The sequence below is a fragment of the Caulobacter sp. GW821-FHT09H08 genome (assembly GCF_059415885.1).
On record NZ_JBWKOC010000006.1, the window covers coordinates 112481 to 131086 of the forward strand.

Below are 18606 nucleotides of genomic sequence, written 5' to 3' on the forward strand. Positions count from 1 at the left end.
CTTTTTCGTATCGGCGCTACAGCCCGAACGCCCCTAGCAGTCGATCCGCCGCCGCCGAGGCCGGAATCTCGCCCGCGCGCACCGCCGTTTCCAGCTCCGGAACCAAGGCCGCCACCGCTGGCGCGGTCTTGAAGGCGTCCTCCAGTCGGTCGCGGACCATGGCCCACATCCAGCGGGCGTCCTGGTCGGCGCGGCGGGCGGCCCAGGCGCCGTTGGCGCTCATCACCTCGCGGTGCCGCTGGATCTGCCGCCACAGCACGTCGAGGCCCAGTCCTGTCAGGCCCGAGGCGGTCAGCACCGGCGGTGTCCAGTCCGGATGGGTGGGGCTCAGGATATGCAAGGCGTTGCGGTAGTCGCGGGCCGAGCGCTCGGCCTTGGCCGGATCGGCGTCGGCCTTGTTGATCACCAGCAGGTCGGCCAGCTCGATCAGGCCCTTCTTGATGCCCTGCAGTTCGTCGCCGCCGCCGGGGATCAGCAGGGCCAGGAAGATGTCGACCATGTCGGCGACGACGGTCTCGGACTGGCCGACGCCGACGGTCTCGACGATCACGACGTCGAAGCCGGCCGCCTCGCACAGCAGCATGGCCTCGCGGGTCTTGCGCGCCACCCCGCCGAGGGCGCCGCCGGACGGGGACGGGCGGATATAGGCGTTCGGCTGGACGCTGAGCTGCTCCATCCGGGTCTTGTCGCCCAGGATCGATCCGCCGTGCCGGCCTGAGGACGGATCGACCGCCAGCACAGCCACCTTGTGGCCGGCCTCCACGAGGTCGCAGCCGAAGCGTTCGATGGTCGTCGACTTGCCCGCGCCCGGCACGCCGGTAATGCCGATCCGCTGGGCGCGACCGGTCAGGGGCATCAGGCGCGAGAGCAGGGTACGCGCGGCGGCCTGGTGGTCGGTCCGGCGACTCTCGACCAGGGTGATGGCGCGCGCCAGGGCGGCGCGGTCGCCGGCGACCAGGCGCTGTTCCAGGACGTCGATGTTGAGGCTGGGAGTCACGGTCCCCGCTTAGAGGACGACGGCGGTCCCGGAAACCGAAACCATCATCATCGAGCCGTTCGGGCCGACGGTGTTGTAGTCGAGATCGACCGCCAGGATGGCGTTGGCGCCGACCTTCTGGGCTTCCTTCATCAGGGCGTTCATCGCGTCCTCGCGGGCGCGGGCCAGGACGCGTTCGTATGACTTGGAGTGGCCGCCGATGAAGTCGCGGATCGAAGCCATCAGGTCCAGGACGACGTTGGCCCCCAGGATGGACTGGGCGTAGATCGCGCCCTTGTACTCCTGGACCGGGTGGCCTTCGACGAACGGCGTGGTGGTGATCAGCATCCGAAATTCCTGGCTGTGTCCGCAAGGCAGCTTAAGCGCAAACGCCACCGCTCGCGAGAGGCTGACACGGAAAGGCGATGCTTCGTATGACATTGTTCGCCCAGGGCGTGAATCTGGGGTCCCGGGCCTTCCTGCTTCGGCGGGCTTGCTGCAGATTGGCCGCGTTAACCATTGCCGGGGGGCGTCCGTTGATCTTCGCCAAGTCGCACGTCGAGCTGCACAACATCCGCAACAACGTCGAGCGGGTGAAGAAGCTCTCCGACAACGTGGTCGGGATCGGGCCGATGGGCATCGGTCTGGACGGTCTGCTGACCTGGATCCCGGGCGCTGGCGAACTCTACAGCCTCGGGGCCGGCAGTCTGATCATCCTCGACGCCGTACGGGCCCGCGCCGCGCCGATGATCGTGGTCCAGATCGTCGCCATCATCGTGATCGACACCGTTTCGGGCTCGATCCCGGTGGCGGGCAAGGTGGCCGACATGCTGTTCACGGGTCACAAGTGGTCGGCGGACATGTTGCTGCGGCACATGGACGACACCATCTATTTCGAAGGTTCGCGCCGTGACGTGAAGGACTCGCCGGAATACCGCGCCCTGATCGCGCGCATCCAGGCCGGCCAGGAGAAGCGCCGGGTGGTGTTCCTGGGCTAACGGGCAACGCGGCGTGGGGCAGGGCGTTCAACAAGCATGACCGACGACCTTTCGATGTCTCCCGGCTACGCCGACGGCCAGGCCGACCGTCGCGCCAAGGCCCATCGCGCCTGGCGCTCGGCCGAGACGATCAAGCGCCTCTCCGACCGGTTGATCGGCATCGGACCCCTGGGCATCGGCCTGGATGGCGTCCTGGCCTGGGTGCCGGGCGCGGGCCTGGCCTATGGCCTGGGCGCGGGCGGACTGTTGCTGGTCCATGCCTTCCAGGCGGGCGCTTCGCCGGCCACCCTGGCGCGGATGACGGCCTATCTGGCCGCCGACAACCTGTCAGACACCGTGCCGGTGCTGGGCTGGGCCGTCGACACGATCTTCCCGGGTCACCTGATGGCCGCCAAGGCTCTGCAGAAGGACATCGAGGCCCGCCACGGCCTGCCGGAGGAGGTGGCCCTGGAACGGTCCCAGAAGAAGCGCGGCCTGTTCCGCCGGAAGGCCTAGGCCCGGTTTGTCTGGGCGGCGACCAGTTCCGCCAGCGCTCGCCGCATCGGACCTTCGTCGCCGATCGTCGCCAGCCACAGAGTAGCGCCCTCCAGCCGCGCCATGGCGTCGGCCGCCGTCGCATCGGCTTCTGTGGCGGACATGCCCTTGGCCAGGATCGCGGCGATGGCCTCGCGCTGACCGACGAAGAAATTCCGTACCGCCGCCTGGGCCACCGGCGTGTCGTCCGACACGCCATAGGCCAGGTGCAGGCCCACGCACCGCCGCCCCTCGATCAAGGTCTCGGCGAACCGGGTGAGCACGGCCGCATACTGGGCGCGCCAGTCGTCGCCATGGTCGGGCAGACCCACCTGACTCTCGGCCAGGGTCAGGCTCAGCACCTCCGGCGCCAGCGCCTCCTTGTTGGGGAAGCGGGTGTAGAGGCTGGCCTTCTTCAGCCCCACCCGTTCGGCCAGGTCCTGCATCGACGCGCCGTCATAGCCGTGGCGGCGGAACAACTCGCGCGCCTCGACGACGATATCTTTCAGGGTCGCTTTCATCTCAGCCTCTTTATATCCGACCGATCGGTAGTATTTACGACCGGTCGGTCGGTTTTATGTGAGCCCGAACGACGCCAACGTCAACTCGGAGCCCGCCATGTCCGCTACCCCCGTCCAACTGACGCGCCGCCTGGCGCTGTTCGCTCCCGCCGCCGGCGCCCTGGCCGTCGCCGCGCCCAAGGCCCTGGCCGCCACGCCCGCCGTGAAGGCCGCCTCGACCAAGGTCAGCTATCACCGCCAGATCGTCGGCGAGGTCGACGTCTTCTATCGCCAGGCCGGTCCGGTCGACGCGCCGGTGATCCTGCTGCTGCACGGCTTTCCCAGCTCCAGCCACATGTTCCGGGACCTGATCCCGCAGCTGGCCCAGCGTTACCGCGTCATCGCCCCCGACCTGCCGGGTTTCGGCCAGACCAAGGCCCCGCCGCGCGGCCAGTACGCCTACACCTTCGACAACCTGGCCAAGACGATTGGCGGCTTCACCGAGGCCCTGGGGCTGAAGCGCTACGCGATCTACGTCTTCGACTACGGCGCCCCTACCGGCTTCCGCCTGGCCGCCGCCCATCCCGAGCGGGTCACGGCGATCATCAGCCAGAACGGCAACGCCTATCTCGATGGGCTGGGCGAGGCCTGGGCGCCGATCAAGGCCTATTGGGCCGACGGCTCGGCCGAGCATCGCGAGGCGTTGCGGAATTTCCTGACGCTGGACGCCACCCGCTGGCAGTACGTGACCGGCGCCGACGCCTCGAAGGTCGGCCCGGACGGCTATGAGCTGGACTTCGCCTATCTGTCGCGGCCCGGCCAGACCGACATCCAGCTGGACCTGTTCTACGACTATCGGAACAACCTGGCGGTCTATCCGGACTGGCAGGCCTATTTCCGCAAGCACCGCCCACCGATCCTGGCGGCCTGGGGCAAGAACGACCTGTTCTTCATCCCGCCGGGCGCGGCCGCCTACAAGCGCGACCAGCCGCAGGCCGAGGTCCACCTGTTGGACACCGGCCACTTCGCGCTGGAGACCCACGCGCAGGAGATCGGCGCACTGATCGTCGACTTCCTGGGACGGACGGTGAAGGGCTAGGTGGCGGCGGCGTCGCCGAGTTTTGGCTCGGCGACGTCAGCGGATTGGCGGAAGGTCGGCCAGGCAGAGCGAAAGGTGCGGGAAGATCAACGAGATCACCGTCTCCCGCTCAGTATGGAGGACGACGTCGCGGTAGGCGCCGCTGACTACGTCCCGATGGGTGATGATCGTGTCGTTGTTGACGTCGACGACCCAGTATTCCCGCACGCCATGCTGGGCGTAGAGCTCAGCCTTGAAGGCGAGATCGTTTCTGATCGTGGACTGGGCGACTTCGATAACTAGGCCGACATTGACGCCGCTCACCTCGTCCAGCCGGATGGAGGCGTCGTAGAGGTAGAGGTCCGGATCCGGCGCATAGGTCGGGGCCAAGCGCAGCGTCGAATCGACGATTACCTGCACATTCTCGCCGGCGAGCGCCATGAAGCGCCCGGCGATCTGCATCTTCACCCGGGTGTGCGGCGCGCCCTCAGGGGCCATTTCGACTAAGACTCCATCGATCAGCTCGACCCGTGCGCCTTCGTCGAGAATGCCAGCTTCCTGCATGCGCAGAACGTCGTCCAGCGTGAAGCGGTGCTGTTGCGACGTTTCCAGCGCTCGGACGAGGGCGTTCATAGCAATATGCTACCACGCGGGTAGTTACCCGCACAGTCGATCGCGCCCTACGCTGCTTCCTGCGTATACCCCAACTGCCGGTTCAGCTGATCCAGCAGCTCGATCGCCGCCTCGGCGATGACGGTGCCGGGCGGGAAGATCGCCGCGGCGCCGGCGTCGCGCAGGGCCTGGAAGTCCTGGGGCGGGATGACGCCGCCCACGACCATCAGGATGTCGTCGCGGCCTTGCTTGGCGAGCTCGGCCTTCAGCTCCGGCGCCAGGGTCAGGTGGCCGGCGGCGAGTGAGGAGGCGCCTACCACGTGGACGTCGTTCTCCACCGCCTGGCGGGCGGCCTCGGCCGGGGTCTGGAACAGCGGGCCGATATCGACGTCGAAGCCCAGGTCGGCGAAGGCCGTGGCGATCACCTTCTGGCCCCGGTCGTGGCCGTCCTGGCCCATCTTGGCGATCAGGATACGCGGGCGGCGACCGTCAGCCTGCTCGAACGCCTCGACCATCGCCTTGGCGCGGGCGGCCATCGGATCGCTGCCGGCCTCCTTCATATAGACCCCCTGGATCGACTTGATCTCGGCGCGATGGCGGCCGAACACCTTTTCCATGGCCAGGCTGATCTCGCCGACCGTGGCCTTGGCGCGGGCGGCGTCGACGGCCAGGGCCAGCAGGTTGCCGGTTCCACGCGCGCCGTCTTCCAGCGCCTTCAGCGCCGCCTCGGTCGCGGCCGGATCGCGCTCGGCCTTCAGGCGGGCCAGCTTTTCCAGCTGCTGGGCGCGGACCGACCCATTGTCGACCTTCAGCATCGGGATGTCGTCGGCGACCTCGGGCTTATAGCGGTTGACGCCCACCACGCTCTGGCGATTGGCGTCGATGCGGGCCTGGGTCTTGGCGGCGGCTTCCTCGATGCGGAGCTTTGGGATGCCCTGCTCGATGGCCTTGGCCATGCCGCCGGCGGCCTCGACCTCTTCGATGTGATCCAGCGCCTTGCGGGCCAGGTCGTGGGTCAGGCGCTCGACATAGTAACTGCCGCCCCACGGGTCGGCGACGCGGGTCGTGCCGCTCTCCATCTGCAGGAACAGCTGGGTGTTGCGGGCGATGCGGGCCGAGAAGTCGGTCGGCAGGGCCAGGGCTTCGTCCAGGGCGTTGGTGTGCAGGCTCTGGGTCTGGCCGTTCACGGCGGCCATGGCCTCGACGCAGGTGCGCGAGACGTTGTTGAAGACGTCCTGCGCCGCCAGCGACCAGCCCGAGGTCTGGCTGTGGGTGCGCAAGGAGAGCGAGCGGTCGTCCTTGGGCTCGAACTCGCGCTTCATCAGGCGGGCCCAAAGCAGGCGGGCCGCGCGCATCTTCGCGACCTCCATGAAATAGTTCATGCCGATCGCCCAGAAGAACGACAGGCGCGGGGCGAAGACGTCGATGCTCATGCCGGCCGCGACACCGGCCCGGGCGTATTCGATGCCGTCGGCCAGGGTGTAGGCCAGCTCCAGGTCGGCCGTCGCCCCGGCCTCCTGCATGTGATAGCCGCTGATCGAGATCGAGTTGAACTTGGGCATGTTCGCCGAGGTGAAGGCGAAGATGTCCGAGATGATCCGCATCGAGGGCGCGGGCGGATAGATGTAGGTGTTCCGCACCATGAACTCTTTGAGGATGTCGTTCTGGATCGTCCCCGACAGCTTGTCGGGCGAGACGCCCTGTTCCTCGGCCGCGACGATGTAGAGCGCCAGGATCGGCAGCACCGCGCCGTTCATGGTCATCGAGACGCTCATCTTGTCGAGCGGGATGCCGCTGAAGAGCGTGCGCATGTCCAGGATCGAGTCGATGGCGACGCCCGCCATGCCGACATCGCCCTTCACCCGCTCGTGGTCAGAGTCGTAGCCGCGGTGGGTGGCCAGGTCGAAGGCCACCGACAGGCCCATCTGACCGGCCGCGAGGTTGCGGCGGTAGAAGGCGTTGCTGTCCTCGGCCGTCGAGAAGCCGGCGTACTGCCGCACCGTCCACGGGTTGGTCACGTACATGGTCGGGTAGGGGCCGCGCACGAACGGCGCGACGCCCGGATAGCCGCCGGTGAAGTCCAGGCCGGCGACGTCGTCGGCGTCGAACGCAGGCGCGACGGCGATGCCTTCAGGCGTGTTCCAGGCCTCGCCTTCGGGAGCCGGCGCGGAAGCGACCTCGGCGAAGTCGACGGTGGTGAAGTCGGGGAACTTGCTCATGGCTTTAAGCGCCCTCGAAGGCGGCGGCGAAGCGCACCGGCGTCAGGGCCGGGCAGTGGCTGTCGGGGCCGGGCAGGCGGACGTCGGGACCGGCAACAGCGAAGGCGGCCGCATCGGGCGCCTCGACCTCCGGGGTCTTGTCGTCGGCGTTGGGGAAGGCCGTGACGCCGAGGATCTTGCGGCTTTTGTCGGCGAAGGCGGCCTCTTGCGCCGCGCGGGTCTTGGCGACGGCGTCGGCGACCAGGCCGCTCTCCAACGCCTTGACGATGCCGCCGGCGGCTTCGATGGCCTGGAACCCGCCCCAGGCGGCGCGGGCTATCTGGTCGGTCAGGCTGTCGAGGTACCAGGCCCCGCCGGCCGGGTCGGCGACGCGGCCCAGATTGCTCTCTTCCATCAGGACGAGCTGGGTATTGCGGGCCTGGCGGCGGGCGAAGGCGGTGGGCAGGCCGAGGGCGTCGGTGAAGGCGTCCAGCAGGATCGTGTCCGCCCCGCCGACCGCGCCGGCGAACCCGGCCGAGGTCAGGCGCAGCAGGTTCGTCCAGGCGTCGGCCTTGGCCAGCATCCGGCGCGAGGAGCGGACCTCGATCGTCGGGGCGACTGTGACGCCGCAGGCTTGCGTCAGCCGAGCCCACATCGCCTTGGCCGCGCGGACCTTGGCGACGCCGGTGAAGTATTCGCCGTCCAGGCTGACGCCCAGCACGATGCGGCCGAAGGCGTCTTCAATGGTGAGGCCCGAGCGCACCAGAGCCTTGGCATAGGCCAGGGCGCTGGCCGTCATCACGGCCAGTTCCTCGGTGTTCGACCCGCCTGCTTCGTGGGCAGCGCGGCCGGTGGCCAGGAACAGGCTGGCCTTGGCGTAGGTCGCGGCGAGGCGCGAGCCGACCGTGGCGGCGTTGAAGAGGTGGCTCTCGATCGGGCCGGGGCTGGCGCCGGTCGTCGCGAAGGCCGTCAGCGGATCCATGTGGAAGGCCAGCGGGGCGTTCGGTGCAGCCTTGGCCAGGGCGCCGAGCCAGTCGGCGGCCTTGGGGCCCAGGAAGCCGGCGTCCAGGGCGACGGGGGCGAGGTCGAGCAACACGCCCGACAGCGCCTTGGCCAGGTCGTCGGCCGAGCCCACCGCGACGCCGTTCGCGCCGGTCGGATCGATCTGCAGCAGCACCGAAGCGCCGCCGCCTTCCAGGTCGGTCAGGATGTCCTTGGCCACGCGGGCCGGATCGGGGTGGGCTGCGCGGGTGCGCAGGTCCCAGGGACGGTCAGGATCGCGGGCGCGCAGGTCGCGAGCCACGGCGACGCCGTCTGCGGCGGTATAGAGCGGTTGGATCGTCAGGCCGTCGGGCGTGGCGACGGTCAGGGCTTCGTCGAAGCTCTGGCCCTTCAGGGTCTTCTCGACCAGGGCCATCCAGCGGGCGCGCGTCGCGTCGTCGCCTTGGGCGCCAAAGTCCTCGGCCAGGGGCGTCATCGCCTCGGTCAAAGCGTCTCTCTCCTGCAGTGCAGCATTTTTATCTTTTCGACCGTGATGCGCCCCTGCCGCTAGGGCCGTCAAGCCTTGCGTCGGAGCCAAACAGTCGTTTAATCTGATCAGTGATCACATATTCGGCGTCTCAAGCCGAACTCCAAAGGGGAGCACCTCCATGGCTTTGCCGCCCGTCCTGCGCGACCGCCTGCGCCTTCCGGTCATCGCCTCGCCGCTGTTCATCATCAGCAATCCGGACCTGGTCATCGCCCAGTGCAAGGCCGGCATCGTCGGCTCGTTCCCGTCGCTGAACGCCCGCCCGCTGTCGCAGCTGGACGAATGGCTGGCCCGGATCACCGAAGAGCTGGCCGCCTACGACCGCGCCAATCCCGACGCGCCGTCGGCCCCGTTCGCGGTCAACCAGATCGTCCACAAGACCAACAACCGCCTCGAAGACGACATCGCGATGTGCGTCAAATACAAGGTTCCGGTGGTCATCACCTCGCTGGGCGCCCGGGAGGACCTGAACCAGGCGATCCACTCGTACGGCGGGATCACCCTGCACGACGTCATCACCGATCGCTTCGCCCGCAAGGCCATCGAGAAGGGCGCCGACGGCCTGATCCCGGTCGCGGCCGGCGCGGGCGGCCACGCTGGCACCCTGTCGCCGTTCGCCCTAATCCAGGAGATCCGCCAGTGGTTCGACGGGCCGGTGGCGCTGTCGGGCTCGATCGCCTCGGGCCGCTCGATCCTGGCCGCCCAGGCCATGGGCGCGGACTTGGCCTATGTCGGCTCGGCCTTCATCGCGACCCAGGAAGCCAATGCGGTGCAGGGCTACAAGGACATGATCGTCGACAGCAAGGCCGACGACATCCTGTACTCGAACCTCTTCACGGGGGTGCACGGCAACTATCTGCGGCCGTCGGTGATCAAGGCGGGCCTCGATCCCGAGAACCTGCCGGTCAGCGATCCGTCGAAGATGAACTTCGGCTCGGGCGGCAACCAGGACGCCAAGGCCTGGCGCGACATCTGGGGCTGCGGCCAGGGCATCGGCGCGATCGAAAACGTGCTGACCGCCGGGGAACTCATCGCCAAGTTCTCGGCGGAGTACGAGCAAGCCAAGGCCGAACTGGCGGCCAAGACGGCGCTTACGTCCGGAAATCACTTGGCTTTCGCCGCCGAGTAGGTGGGCGAGGCACGGGGATGGAGCCTGCTCCATCCCCGGTCCTGGCGGCGCCGTGATGCTGGGGGCGACTTCAACTCGCTCCCGGAGCCGCCTCAATGTTCGACGACGTCACGCCCCGCCTCGGCCTGCCCTATGTGGTGGCCGCCCAGGCGCAGAAGCATATTCCCATCAATGAAAGCCTCGCCCGGCTGGACGGCCTCGTGCAGTTGGCGGTCGAGAGCCGTTCGGTCTCGGCCCAGCCGGCCAGTCCTGCCACCGGCGGCGTCTGGATCCTGCCCGCCAGCGCCACCGGCGCGGCCTGGGCCGGACAGCCCACCGGAACCCTGATGCGCTTCGAAGCCGGCGCCTGGGAGTCGCTCGTCCCCGCCGAGGGCGTGCTGGCCTGGGTCAAGGACGAGAACCAGATGGTCGCCTTCGATGGCGCGGCCTGGACGCCGCTGTCGGCGACCTTCCGCAGCACTGTTGCGGCCGCCTCGCCGGGCCTGGCCAACACGCGGCTGGAGATCCTGGAGCAGGAGGTGACCGTCTCGGGCGCTTCGACGGCGACCAGCATCGCCGTCCCCAGCCGCGGCATCGTGCTGGCCGTCTCGACCCGGACCACGGTCGCGGTGACCGGCGCGGCCTCGTACAACTGCGGGGTGTCGGGCGACGCCAGCAAGTTCGGCGGCTCGCTGGGCGTGGCCAAGAATTCCAGCAATGTCGGGGTGATAGGCCCGACGGCGTTCTACGCCGACACGCCGGTGTTGCTGACGGCGGTGGGTGGGAACTTCGTGGCCGGCAAGGTACGGGTCGCGATCCACGTGCTGCGCTTCGACGCGCCGGCGGCTGTCGCCTGATGCGTTGACGGCGTGGGCTTCAGCGGCTAAACGCGCCTCACCTTTGGGGAGTAGCCGCCCGCATCTATCAGCGGGCCCCGCCGTCAACACACTTGCTTCTTCGGGGGCATGGCGCGGGGAAGGGAAGCGACTAGAGCTTCCTTGGCGAGACCAATGGCGCCGATTTCCATCCGGGCCGGGTGGACGTCGACGCTATTGGCATGCGCCCGGCCCGGAGGACTATTTCAGTGGAAAGCCTGCTCGTCTCGACCCTGGTCGTGGCCATCGCCGAAATCGGCGACAAGACCCAGCTCCTGGCCATCATCCTGGCCACGCGCTTCAAGAAGCCGATCCCGATCATCTTGGGGATTCTGGTCGCCACTCTGGCCAACCACGCCCTAGCCGCCACGGCCGGCTACTGGGTCGCCGACTTCCTGAGCGGCGCCTGGTTCAAGTGGGCTATCGCCATCTCGTTCATCGCCATGGCCGCCTGGGCGCTGATCCCGGACAAGGCCGATGACGAAGAGGGCGACAAGGCTGGCCGCTACGGCGTGTTCCTGACCACCACCATCGCCTTCTTCCTGGTCGAGATGGGCGACAAGACCCAGATCGCCACCGTCGCCCTGGGCGCCAAGTTCCACTCGATCTTCTGGGTCGCGGCGGGCACGACCTTGGGCATGATGCTGGCCAACGTCCCGGCCGTGTACCTGGGCGAGGCCGCCACCAAGATCGTGCCGCTGAAGTACGTGCGGATCGGGGCGGCGGTGATCTTCCTGGCTCTGGGCCTGTGGCAGGTGGCGGAGCTGACGGGGCTGTTGAAGTAGGCGTCCCAGCGGCTATGAGGGGCGGAGCAAGGAGTTCCGCCCCTCATGACTCAAGATCCGCGCGGCTGGGAGTTCTGGATCGATCGGGGCGGCACGTTCACGGACATCGTCGCGCGGCGGCCGGACGGCTCGCTGGTCACCCACAAGCTGCTGTCTGAAAATCCCGAGCACTATGCCGACGCTGCGGTGGCGGGTGTTCGAGCCCTGCTGCCGGACGGCGCGGTTATCGACGCGGTGAAGATGGGCACGACCGTCGCCACCAACGCCCTGCTCGAGCGCAAGGGCGAGCCCACGGTCCTGGCGATCACGGGCGGTCACGCCGACGCCCTGCGGATCGGCTACCAGGCGCGGCCCAAGCTGTTCGAGCGTCACATCGTCAAGCCCGAAGCCCTCTACGACCGCGTCGTCGAGATCGACGAGCGGATGAGTGTCGAGGGCCAGGTGCTGCGGCCGCTGGACGAGGCCGCCGCGCGCACCGGTTTGCAGGCCGCCTTCGACGAAGGCTTCCGCGCCATCGCCATCGTGCTGCTGCACGGCTTCCGCTTCACCGACCACGAGGCGCGGGTCGCGACGATCGCGCGCGAGATCGGCTTCACCCAGGTCTCGGTCAGCCACGAGGTCAGCCCGCTGATGAAGCTGGTCGGTCGCGGCGACACGACGGTGGTCGACGCCTACCTGTCGCCAATCCTGCGGCGCTATGTGGATCAGGTCGCAACGGCGCTCGGTCACGACACCCGGCTCCTCTTCATGCAGTCGAATGGCGGCCTGACCGACGCGCGGGCATTCCGGGGCAAGGACGCCATCCTGTCCGGTCCGGCCGGCGGCGTGGTCGGCATGGCGCGGACGGCGGGCGAGGCCGGGTTCGAGCGCGTGATCGGCTTCGACATGGGCGGCACCTCCACCGACGTCTGCCACTATGCCGGCGAGTACGAGCGGGCCTTCGAGACGGTGGTGGCGGGCGTGCGGATGCGCGCGCCGATGATGAATATCCACACAGTGGCGGCCGGCGGCGGCTCGATCTGTTCGTTCGACGGCGCGCGCCTGCGGGTCGGTCCGGCCTCGGCCGGCGCGGTGCCTGGACCGGCAGCTTATCGTCGGGGGGGGGCGCTGACGGTCACCGACTGCAACGTCATGCTGGGCAAGTTGCGGCCGGAGTTTTTCCCGAAGGTGTTCGGTCCGAACGCCGACCAGCCGCTGGACGCCGAGGCGGTTGCGCGCGGCTTCGAGGCGGTGTCGGCGCAGATCGAAGCGGCGACCGGCAAGGCCATGACCCCACAGGAGGTCGCCGAGGGCTTCGTCACCATCGCCGTCGAAAACATGGCCAAGGCCGTGCGGCAGATCTCGATCCAGCGTGGCTACGACGTCACCCGCTATGTGCTGGCCTGTTTCGGCGGCGCGGGCGGGCAGCATGCCTGCCTGGTGGCCGACGCGCTGAGCATGACCAAGGTCATGATCCACCCGTTCGCCGGGGTGCTCAGCGCCTACGGCATGGGCCTGGCCGACCTGCGCCTGATTCGTGAAGAGACGGTGGAACGGCCGCTGGATGCTGCGGGCGATCTGGCCGAACGGGCGAAGGTGCTGGCCGTTGAGGCCGAGGCGGCTCTGCGCGCGCAGGACGTGCCGATGGTCTCGGTCGAGACCGTCGCCAGCCTGCGCGTGAAGTACGCTGGCACCGACACGCCGCTGGTCGTGCCGTTTGGCGATGTCGGCGAAGTGCGCGCGGCGTTCGAGGAACTACATCGGCGGCGCTTTGGCTTCACCTCGCCGACGACGCCGCTGGTGGTCGAGACTCTGTCGGTCGAGGCGATCGGTCATTCGGACGCTGGACACGCGGATTTTCAATCCGCTGCTCAGACGAGCGCTGAGCTGCTCGCTATCTTCGACGTTCGTATGGCGGGTTCAATCCACACGACGCCTGCCTTTGACCGCGAAACCCTGGCCATCGGCGTCGAGATCCGCGGTCCCGCCATCATCCGCGAAGCCACCGGCGCCACCGTCGTCGAACCCGGCTGGCGCGCCACGGTCGACGCCCGCCTGAACCTCATCCTGGACCGCGTCGTCGCTCTCCCGACCCGCAAGGCCATCGGCACCGAAGCCGACCCGGTCATGCTGGAGGTGTTCAACAACCTCTTCATGGCCGTGGCCGAGGAGATGGGGTTCGCCCTCCAGAACACGGCCTATTCGGTCAATATCAAGGAGCGGCTGGACTTCTCCTGCGCCCTGTTCAGCCGCGACGGCGACCTGATCGCCAACGCGCCGCACATGCCGGTGCACCTGGGCTCGATGGGCGACAGCGTGCGGGCCATTCGCGACGGGCGCGAGGGCGATGGCCGGGGCATGAAGCCGGGCGACGTCTACATGCTGAACGCTCCGTACAATGGCGGCACCCACCTGCCGGACGTCACCGTGGTCATGCCGGTGTTCGATGCGGCCGGCGCCCTGCTGTTCTACGTCGCCGCGCGCGGTCACCAGGGCGACATCGGCGGCATCACGCCGGGCTCGATGCCGCCGACCAGCAAGACGGTCGAGGAGGAAGGGGTCCTGATCGAGAACTTCCTGCTGGTCGAGGGCGGGCGGTTCCTGGAAGCCGAGACCCGCGCCCTGCTGGCCTCGGGCAAGTGGCCGGCGCGCAATCCCGACCAGAACATCGGCGACCTCAAGGCCCAGATCGCCGCCTGCGCGCGTGGGGCCGAGGCCCTGACCAGCATGGTCGCCGAGTTCGGCCAGGATGTCGTCGAGGCCTACATGGCCCACGTCCAGGACAATGCCGAGGAGGCCGTCCGCCGCGTGCTGGCGACAATGGAGAGCGGCTCGTTCGTCTACGAGCTGGACGATGGTTCGGTCGTGAAGGTCGCCATCACGGTCGACCAGCAGGCCCGTACCGCCCGTGTCGATTTCACCGGCACCAGCGATCAGGTCCCGACCAACTTCAACGCTCCGGCCTCGATCTGCCGGGCGGCGGCGCTGTATGTGTTCCGCACCCTGGTCGATGACGAGATCCCGATGAACGACGGCTGCCTGCGGCCGGTCGAGCTGGTCATTCCCGAGGGCTCGATGCTGCGGCCGCGCTATCCGGCGGCGGTGGTGGCGGGCAATGTCGAGACCAGCCAGGTGGTGGTCGACGCCCTCTACGGCGCGCTCGGCGTGATGGCCGGGGCGCAGGGGACGATGAACAACTTCACCTTTGGCGACGAGCGGCGGCAGTACTACGAGACCATCTGCGGCGGCTCGGGCGCGGGGCCGGATTTCGCCGGGACCGACGCGGTCCAGACCCACATGACCAACAGCCGCCTGACCGATCCCGAGGTGCTGGAGACCCGCTATCCGGTGCTGGTCGAGGCCTTCTCGATCCGGCGCGGTTCGGGTGGGGCGGGGAGCAATCGCGGCGGCGACGGCGTGGTGCGCAGGATCGGCTTCCGCGAGCCGATGACCGCCACCTTGCTCTCCAACCGCCGGCGTGTGCCGCCTTTCGGGCTGGAAGGCGGTGGTTCCGGCGAACTCGGCAGGGCGCGGATCGAACGCGCCGGCGGAACGGTCCAGACTATGGCCGCGACGGATCTGGTCGAGGTCGGCGCGGGCGACGCCATCGTCATCGAGACGCCGGGCGGCGGCGGCTGGGGGAAGGCGTGATGGCCAGGGTTTCGGTGCTCTTCGTTTGCCTTGGCAACATCTGTCGCTCACCGCTGGCCGAGGGTGCGTTCCGGGCCGAGGCCCAGCGGCTGGGCCTGGACGTCCTGGTCGATTCTGCCGGCACGGGTGGCTGGCACGCCGGAGAGTCTTCGGATCCTCGCTCTGTGGCCGTGGCGCGTCGCAACGGCGTCGACATCGGCGATCAGCGGGCGCGGAAGGTGGCCAAGGACGACTTCCGGACCTTCACCCACATCTACGCCCTCGATCACGACAACCTTGAGGGCTTGCGGGCGGCCATGCCGCGCGACGCGACGGCGGAGGTCGGGTTGCTGCTGGACCTTGTGCCCGGCCATGAGGGCAGGGCGGTGGCCGATCCCTACTACGGCGACGACGCGGGCTTCGACGTCACCTGGCGCGACGTGGCGATGGCGGCGCAGATCCTGGCGCGCCGGCTCGTGGAGGAAGGTTGGCGATAGCGATGGGCCGAAACCCCGCCCTTCGACAGGCTCAGGGTGAGGTTTCTACTGAAGCGCTGGCAATAGTCCTCACCCTGAGCTTGTCGAAGGGCGAGGACGGGCCCTCAGTGCAGCGTCGGTCGGGCCTGCGCGCTCACCACCGGCTCGGGCTCATCGAGCCGCATCGGCAAGGCCATGCCGTCGTTGGCGAGCGCCGTGTTCAGGAAGCGCGCCATCACCGTCACGGCCTCGGGCGTGATGACCAGGCTCTCCAGCAGGCGGTCGGCGATCTCCGGCGAGGCGGGGCAGACGCCGCAGGCCGTGATCAGGCGCTGCTCGTCATTGGCGTAGCCCGCCGAGCAGGGCGCGGAGACGCACAGAGGGCGGCGAACCTGGCCCTCGATGGCGGACATCATCAGGATGAAGGCGGTGGCCACGCGTGGCGACACCAGGCCGCCGGCTTTCTGTGAAAGCCGCGCGCCGGGCTCTTCGCCCAGCACTCGGGCGGTCACCCATTGACGGAGCATCCACAGCAGGACGCGCTCGCCTTGGGCCAGGCCGATGGGGCCGCAGTGGCTGATATGGGTCTCGGAGAAAGGGTCGGGCCGCACGCCGTAAATCTCCTCGCCAAGCAGGGGGCCGACACCCGCCGTGGCGAACCGATCTCGGTGAGCGGCCCGACGCGTTCTTGCGAACGCTTCTCAACTAGATGGGATGGTCAGTTGAGAGTCAATCTCAAAAAGAGATGGGCGCAAAAATGTCGAGCGCGGCTTAGCCGCCGAAACCGCCCCGGAAGCCGCCGCTGTGGGCGTAGCTGCGGCCGCCGCCGAAGCCGCCGCGTGAGACGACCGAGGTGCGGGTCTGGATCCTGGGTGGCGCGCTGCGGATGGCGTCCGGCGGGTCGATGCTGGTCTTGGTGATGACCGAGCGACCCGTGCTGTAGTCGCGGCCGAGGCGTCCGCCCCAGGTCGAGTAGTAGCCGCCGCCATACGCGTCATCGCGGCGATACATCCCTGTCCCGCGATAGTAGGGCAGGCCGGGACCATCCAGCATCTTGCCGATCACGAAGCCGGCCAACAGCGGCGTGAAGACGTCATGGCCGCCATAGCTGCGCGGCACGCAGTTGCCGGCGCCGTAGACGTCCTCGCAGGTCGAGCGGGCGTTGTAGCGCGGAGCCTGCGCGGCGTCGTCCTTCTGGGCGGCGGCGTAGGCGGTGTCGCACTGCTGGTCGTTGACCTCGTTGGCGTCCTTGCATTCCTGCAGGGTCTTATAGCTGAAGGCCTCGACCTGCTCGCCGCGGTTGGGGTCGAAATTGACCTGCGAGCCGGGGTCGTCGCAGCCGGCCAGGGTCAGCGCGGTCGCGCCGGCCAGCATGGTCGTCAGCTTCAGCGAACTCGAACGTTTGCGGGTTGTCATGGCTCGTGTCCTTACGAGGTCATGCAGGCGGCGTTCAGCAGGCCGACGGAGATCGACACGCCGGCCATGTAGACGCCGATCGAGGTCTCGCCGTTCTCGATCCGCGTCTTGACGTCGGGCAGGGCGATCATCCGCACCACGGTGAACGCCAGGATCTGGATGACGCCGGCCAGGGCGGCCCAGGCGGCGAATTCGGGCAGGCTGACCGTGTGGCTCAGCGCCGAAGCCAGCGGCAGGACGTAGCCGATCAGGGCGCCCGCCAGGGCGATGGCGGCGGCGTTGTTGCCCTGCCGGATCAGCGCCTTCTCATTGTAGGGCGTGATCCACTGGTAGATGTACTTGAAGGCGATGGTGAACAGGCCCGCCACCACGAAGGCCAGCAGGAACGCCACCGCGCCTTCCTTGAAACCGATGAAGTCGAACATCGTAGGTAGCCCCTCCAGGCTCTTAGGCTCTGAACTCGCCCACCGAAAGCGGCAGGCCGATCATCATTTCGTGGCTCACGTCCTTGCTGTCTTCCGGCTCCAGGGTCAGGGCCAGGAGCAGCTCGCGCCCGTCGCCGCCGGCGAGGTCGCGGTGAAACAGCATGGTGGTCTGGAACAGGCGGCGGTCGGGGCGCGTGGCCTCGCGGCTGTAGTAGACGTCCTCCCACAGCGTCACCGGATCCTGCTGCTCGGCCTCCTCGCCGAACCATAGACGGGTGAAGGCGGGCAGGCCCTCGGGCTGGAACGTGCGGGCGCGCAGGCGCTGGCTCCAGAGCTCGCGGTCGGCGCGGTCGCTGGGATATTCGCTGGCCCAGGGCACGAAGACCGTGAAATCGTTGGCCTTCTGGCCCTCGCGGTCGTCGGACACGACCTGGAACAGGATTTCGTCGTCGGTGTAGAACCGATGCACGTATGCGCCGTCGTTCAGCTGGATCAGGCCCTGGGCGGTGATCTCCAGCGTGTCGCGGTCCAAGGCGAACTTGGTCTCCGCGCCGAAGCGTCGCCAGGTCAGCGGGTCCAGCACCACGGTGCGGCCGATGGTGACATTGCGGATGACGGGCAGGGCCGGCTGCGCCGTCTCGCCCTTGCCGCCGAAAAGCTTTCCGAACATCGCGGTTCGCGAGCCCTCAAAAATCCCACGGCGCCGCTTATCTAGGGTTGACGCCGATCGCGCCCGCGAGCGTTCTTGCCCTCGGGTGAAGTCAGTCGCAGGATGACGTCGAACGGTGTCTTGTCAAGCGTACATGTTACGCATACATGTAACGCATGCCCGCCAAGATGACGAGAGGCGCTCAGGCCGCAGAAAGGACCCGCGCGTGGCGCGAGGCCCGCCGGAACGCCGGCTTCGTGAAGATCGAAGTCTGGGCGCCGGCGGCGTGCAAGCCCGACATCCTTTCGGCTGTCCAGGCCATCGTCGTCGAGTCGGTTCGTGGGCCGAACCTGAAGACAAACCCCCATCCCCCCAAGGGCGTCAGACACATGGACTCCGTTATCGACACCGCCTGGACGATTCACAGCCTGCGCGACGCGCTGGCCGAGAGCGCCCTCGTGCGCCAGGACGAACTGACCGCCACCGTGATCGAGGGCGTCGAGCCGGTGCTGCTGGTCACCATGCACGAGTTCGGCGACCTGCCGGTCTATGTCAGCGGCGGCGCGCTGCAGATGGTCGTCTCGACCCTTCTGTGGGCCTGCGACGAGCAGAACGACCGCGCGGCCTTCAACGAGTTCCTGCTCAAGGCCCAGAAGATCGTGCCGCTGTCGAACTTCGGCATCACGGCTGTCGACGGCCGCGACTATTACGAACTGATGGGCGAAATCTCGTCCAAGACCACCCTGCAGACGCTGATCATCGAGCTGCGCACCCTGGCCGACAACGCCATCGCCGCCGCCAGCGACTTGCGCGATTCCTTCGAAAAGAGCCGCGTCGCGGCCGCTTAAGAACTAGAGACC

19 protein-coding genes and 1 pseudogene are annotated in these 18606 nt (G+C 68.2%); 9 read left to right on the plus strand and 11 right to left on the minus strand.

Going from position 1 to position 18606, the window contains the following annotated elements; translation table 11 throughout:
• Positions 1-16: 16 nt before the first annotated feature.
• Together meaB and AC07NN_RS20555 are read right to left on the minus strand one after the other, a co-directional pair.
• Positions 17-997, minus strand: coding sequence for a methylmalonyl Co-A mutase-associated GTPase MeaB (meaB, locus tag AC07NN_RS20550; protein ID WP_494645255.1), 981 nt, complete (start codon positions 995-997; stop codon positions 17-19).
• A gap of 9 nt (positions 998-1006) precedes the next feature.
• Entirely contained in the window at positions 1007-1324 is a 318-nt protein-coding gene (locus AC07NN_RS20555) for a heavy metal-binding domain-containing protein (RefSeq protein WP_494645257.1), read from the minus strand.
• A gap of 188 nt (positions 1325-1512) precedes the next feature.
• Here AC07NN_RS20555 and AC07NN_RS20560 point away from each other — a divergent pair, with 188 nt between their 5' ends.
• Together AC07NN_RS20560 and AC07NN_RS20565 are read left to right on the plus strand one after the other, a co-directional pair.
• The gene (locus AC07NN_RS20560) at positions 1513-1974 is read left to right on the plus strand and encodes a DUF4112 domain-containing protein (protein ID WP_494645259.1); all 462 of its coding nucleotides are present in this window, start codon (positions 1513-1515) and stop codon (positions 1972-1974) included.
• 36 nt (positions 1975-2010) lie between these two features.
• Positions 2011-2469, plus strand: a complete 459-nt coding sequence (locus tag AC07NN_RS20565) for a DUF4112 domain-containing protein (protein ID WP_494645261.1) — start codon at positions 2011-2013, stop codon at positions 2467-2469.
• Here AC07NN_RS20565 and AC07NN_RS20570 read toward each other — a convergent pair.
• The gene (locus tag AC07NN_RS20570; RefSeq protein WP_494645263.1) at positions 2466-3008 is read right to left on the minus strand and encodes a TetR/AcrR family transcriptional regulator; all 543 of its coding nucleotides are present in this window, start codon (positions 3006-3008) and stop codon (positions 2466-2468) included. The two genes, AC07NN_RS20565 and AC07NN_RS20570, sit on opposite strands and share 4 nt — an antisense overlap.
• A gap of 97 nt (positions 3009-3105) precedes the next feature.
• Here AC07NN_RS20570 and AC07NN_RS20575 point away from each other — a divergent pair, with 97 nt between their 5' ends.
• A complete protein-coding gene (locus tag AC07NN_RS20575) occupies positions 3106-4086 on the plus strand; it encodes an alpha/beta fold hydrolase (RefSeq protein WP_494645264.1) in 981 nt (326 codons plus the stop codon).
• A 36-nt stretch (positions 4087-4122) separates the two neighbouring features.
• Here AC07NN_RS20575 and AC07NN_RS20580 read toward each other — a convergent pair whose 3' ends face one another.
• The 3 genes from AC07NN_RS20580 to AC07NN_RS20590 are packed head-to-tail and all read right to left on the minus strand — an operon-like array spanning position 4123 to position 8352.
• The gene (locus tag AC07NN_RS20580) at positions 4123-4698 is read right to left on the minus strand and encodes a Uma2 family endonuclease (RefSeq protein WP_494645266.1); all 576 of its coding nucleotides are present in this window, start codon (positions 4696-4698) and stop codon (positions 4123-4125) included.
• Between the two features lie 47 nt (positions 4699-4745).
• Positions 4746-6896, minus strand: coding sequence for a methylmalonyl-CoA mutase (gene scpA, locus AC07NN_RS20585; RefSeq protein ID WP_494645268.1), 2151 nt, complete (start codon positions 6894-6896; stop codon positions 4746-4748).
• Between the two features lie 4 nt (positions 6897-6900).
• Positions 6901-8352: a methylmalonyl-CoA mutase subunit beta gene (locus AC07NN_RS20590; RefSeq protein WP_494645917.1), complete on the minus strand. Its 1452-nt coding sequence runs from the start codon at positions 8350-8352 to the stop codon at positions 6901-6903.
• Between the two features lie 172 nt (positions 8353-8524).
• On the opposite strand from AC07NN_RS20590, the gene AC07NN_RS20595 reads away from it, so the two are divergent.
• The 5 genes from AC07NN_RS20595 to AC07NN_RS20615 all read left to right on the plus strand — a co-directional run bounded on the left by AC07NN_RS20595 (position 8525) and on the right by AC07NN_RS20615 (position 15277).
• Positions 8525-9532 carry an NAD(P)H-dependent flavin oxidoreductase gene (locus AC07NN_RS20595; RefSeq protein ID WP_494645270.1) on the plus strand — a complete coding sequence of 336 codons (1008 nt, stop codon included), beginning with the start codon at positions 8525-8527 and terminating at the stop codon, positions 9530-9532.
• Positions 9533-9627: 95 nt separating this feature from the next.
• On the plus strand, positions 9628-10368 hold the full coding sequence (locus AC07NN_RS20600) for a DUF2793 domain-containing protein (RefSeq protein WP_494645272.1): 741 nt from the start codon (positions 9628-9630) through the stop codon (positions 10366-10368).
• Between the two features lie 227 nt (positions 10369-10595).
• Positions 10596-11171, plus strand: coding sequence for a TMEM165/GDT1 family protein (locus AC07NN_RS20605; protein WP_494645274.1), 576 nt, complete (start codon positions 10596-10598; stop codon positions 11169-11171).
• 45 nt (positions 11172-11216) lie between these two features.
• A complete protein-coding gene (locus AC07NN_RS20610) occupies positions 11217-14801 on the plus strand; it encodes a hydantoinase B/oxoprolinase family protein (RefSeq protein ID WP_494645276.1) in 3585 nt (1194 codons plus the stop codon).
• Positions 14786-15277, plus strand: coding sequence for a low molecular weight protein-tyrosine-phosphatase (locus AC07NN_RS20615; RefSeq protein WP_494645919.1), 492 nt, complete (start codon positions 14786-14788; stop codon positions 15275-15277). Before AC07NN_RS20610 ends, AC07NN_RS20615 begins: the two co-directional genes overlap by 16 nt.
• 9 nt (positions 15278-15286) lie before the next feature.
• On the opposite strand, the pseudogene AC07NN_RS20620 reads toward AC07NN_RS20615, so the two are convergent.
• The 5 genes and pseudogenes from AC07NN_RS20620 to AC07NN_RS20640 all read right to left on the minus strand — a co-directional run.
• A pseudogene (locus tag AC07NN_RS20620) lies at positions 15287-15381 on the minus strand (hypothetical protein); the annotation flags it as partial.
• Positions 15382-15867, minus strand: a complete 486-nt coding sequence (locus tag AC07NN_RS20625) for a hypothetical protein (RefSeq protein ID WP_494645278.1) — start codon at positions 15865-15867, stop codon at positions 15382-15384.
• 160 nt (positions 15868-16027) lie between these two features.
• On the minus strand, positions 16028-16672 hold the full coding sequence (locus AC07NN_RS20630; protein WP_494645280.1) for a DUF1190 domain-containing protein: 645 nt from the start codon (positions 16670-16672) through the stop codon (positions 16028-16030).
• Between the two features lie 11 nt (positions 16673-16683).
• On the minus strand, positions 16684-17097 hold the full coding sequence (locus AC07NN_RS20635; protein WP_494645282.1) for a DUF350 domain-containing protein: 414 nt from the start codon (positions 17095-17097) through the stop codon (positions 16684-16686).
• Positions 17098-17119: 22 nt separating this feature from the next.
• Positions 17120-17767: a YjfK family protein gene (locus AC07NN_RS20640; RefSeq protein ID WP_494645283.1), complete on the minus strand. Its 648-nt coding sequence runs from the start codon at positions 17765-17767 to the stop codon at positions 17120-17122.
• A gap of 155 nt (positions 17768-17922) precedes the next feature.
• Here AC07NN_RS20640 and AC07NN_RS20645 point away from each other — a divergent pair, with 155 nt between their 5' ends.
• Positions 17923-18594, plus strand: coding sequence for a YjfI family protein (locus AC07NN_RS20645; protein ID WP_494645286.1), 672 nt, complete (start codon positions 17923-17925; stop codon positions 18592-18594).
• Positions 18595-18606 lie beyond the last annotated feature (12 nt).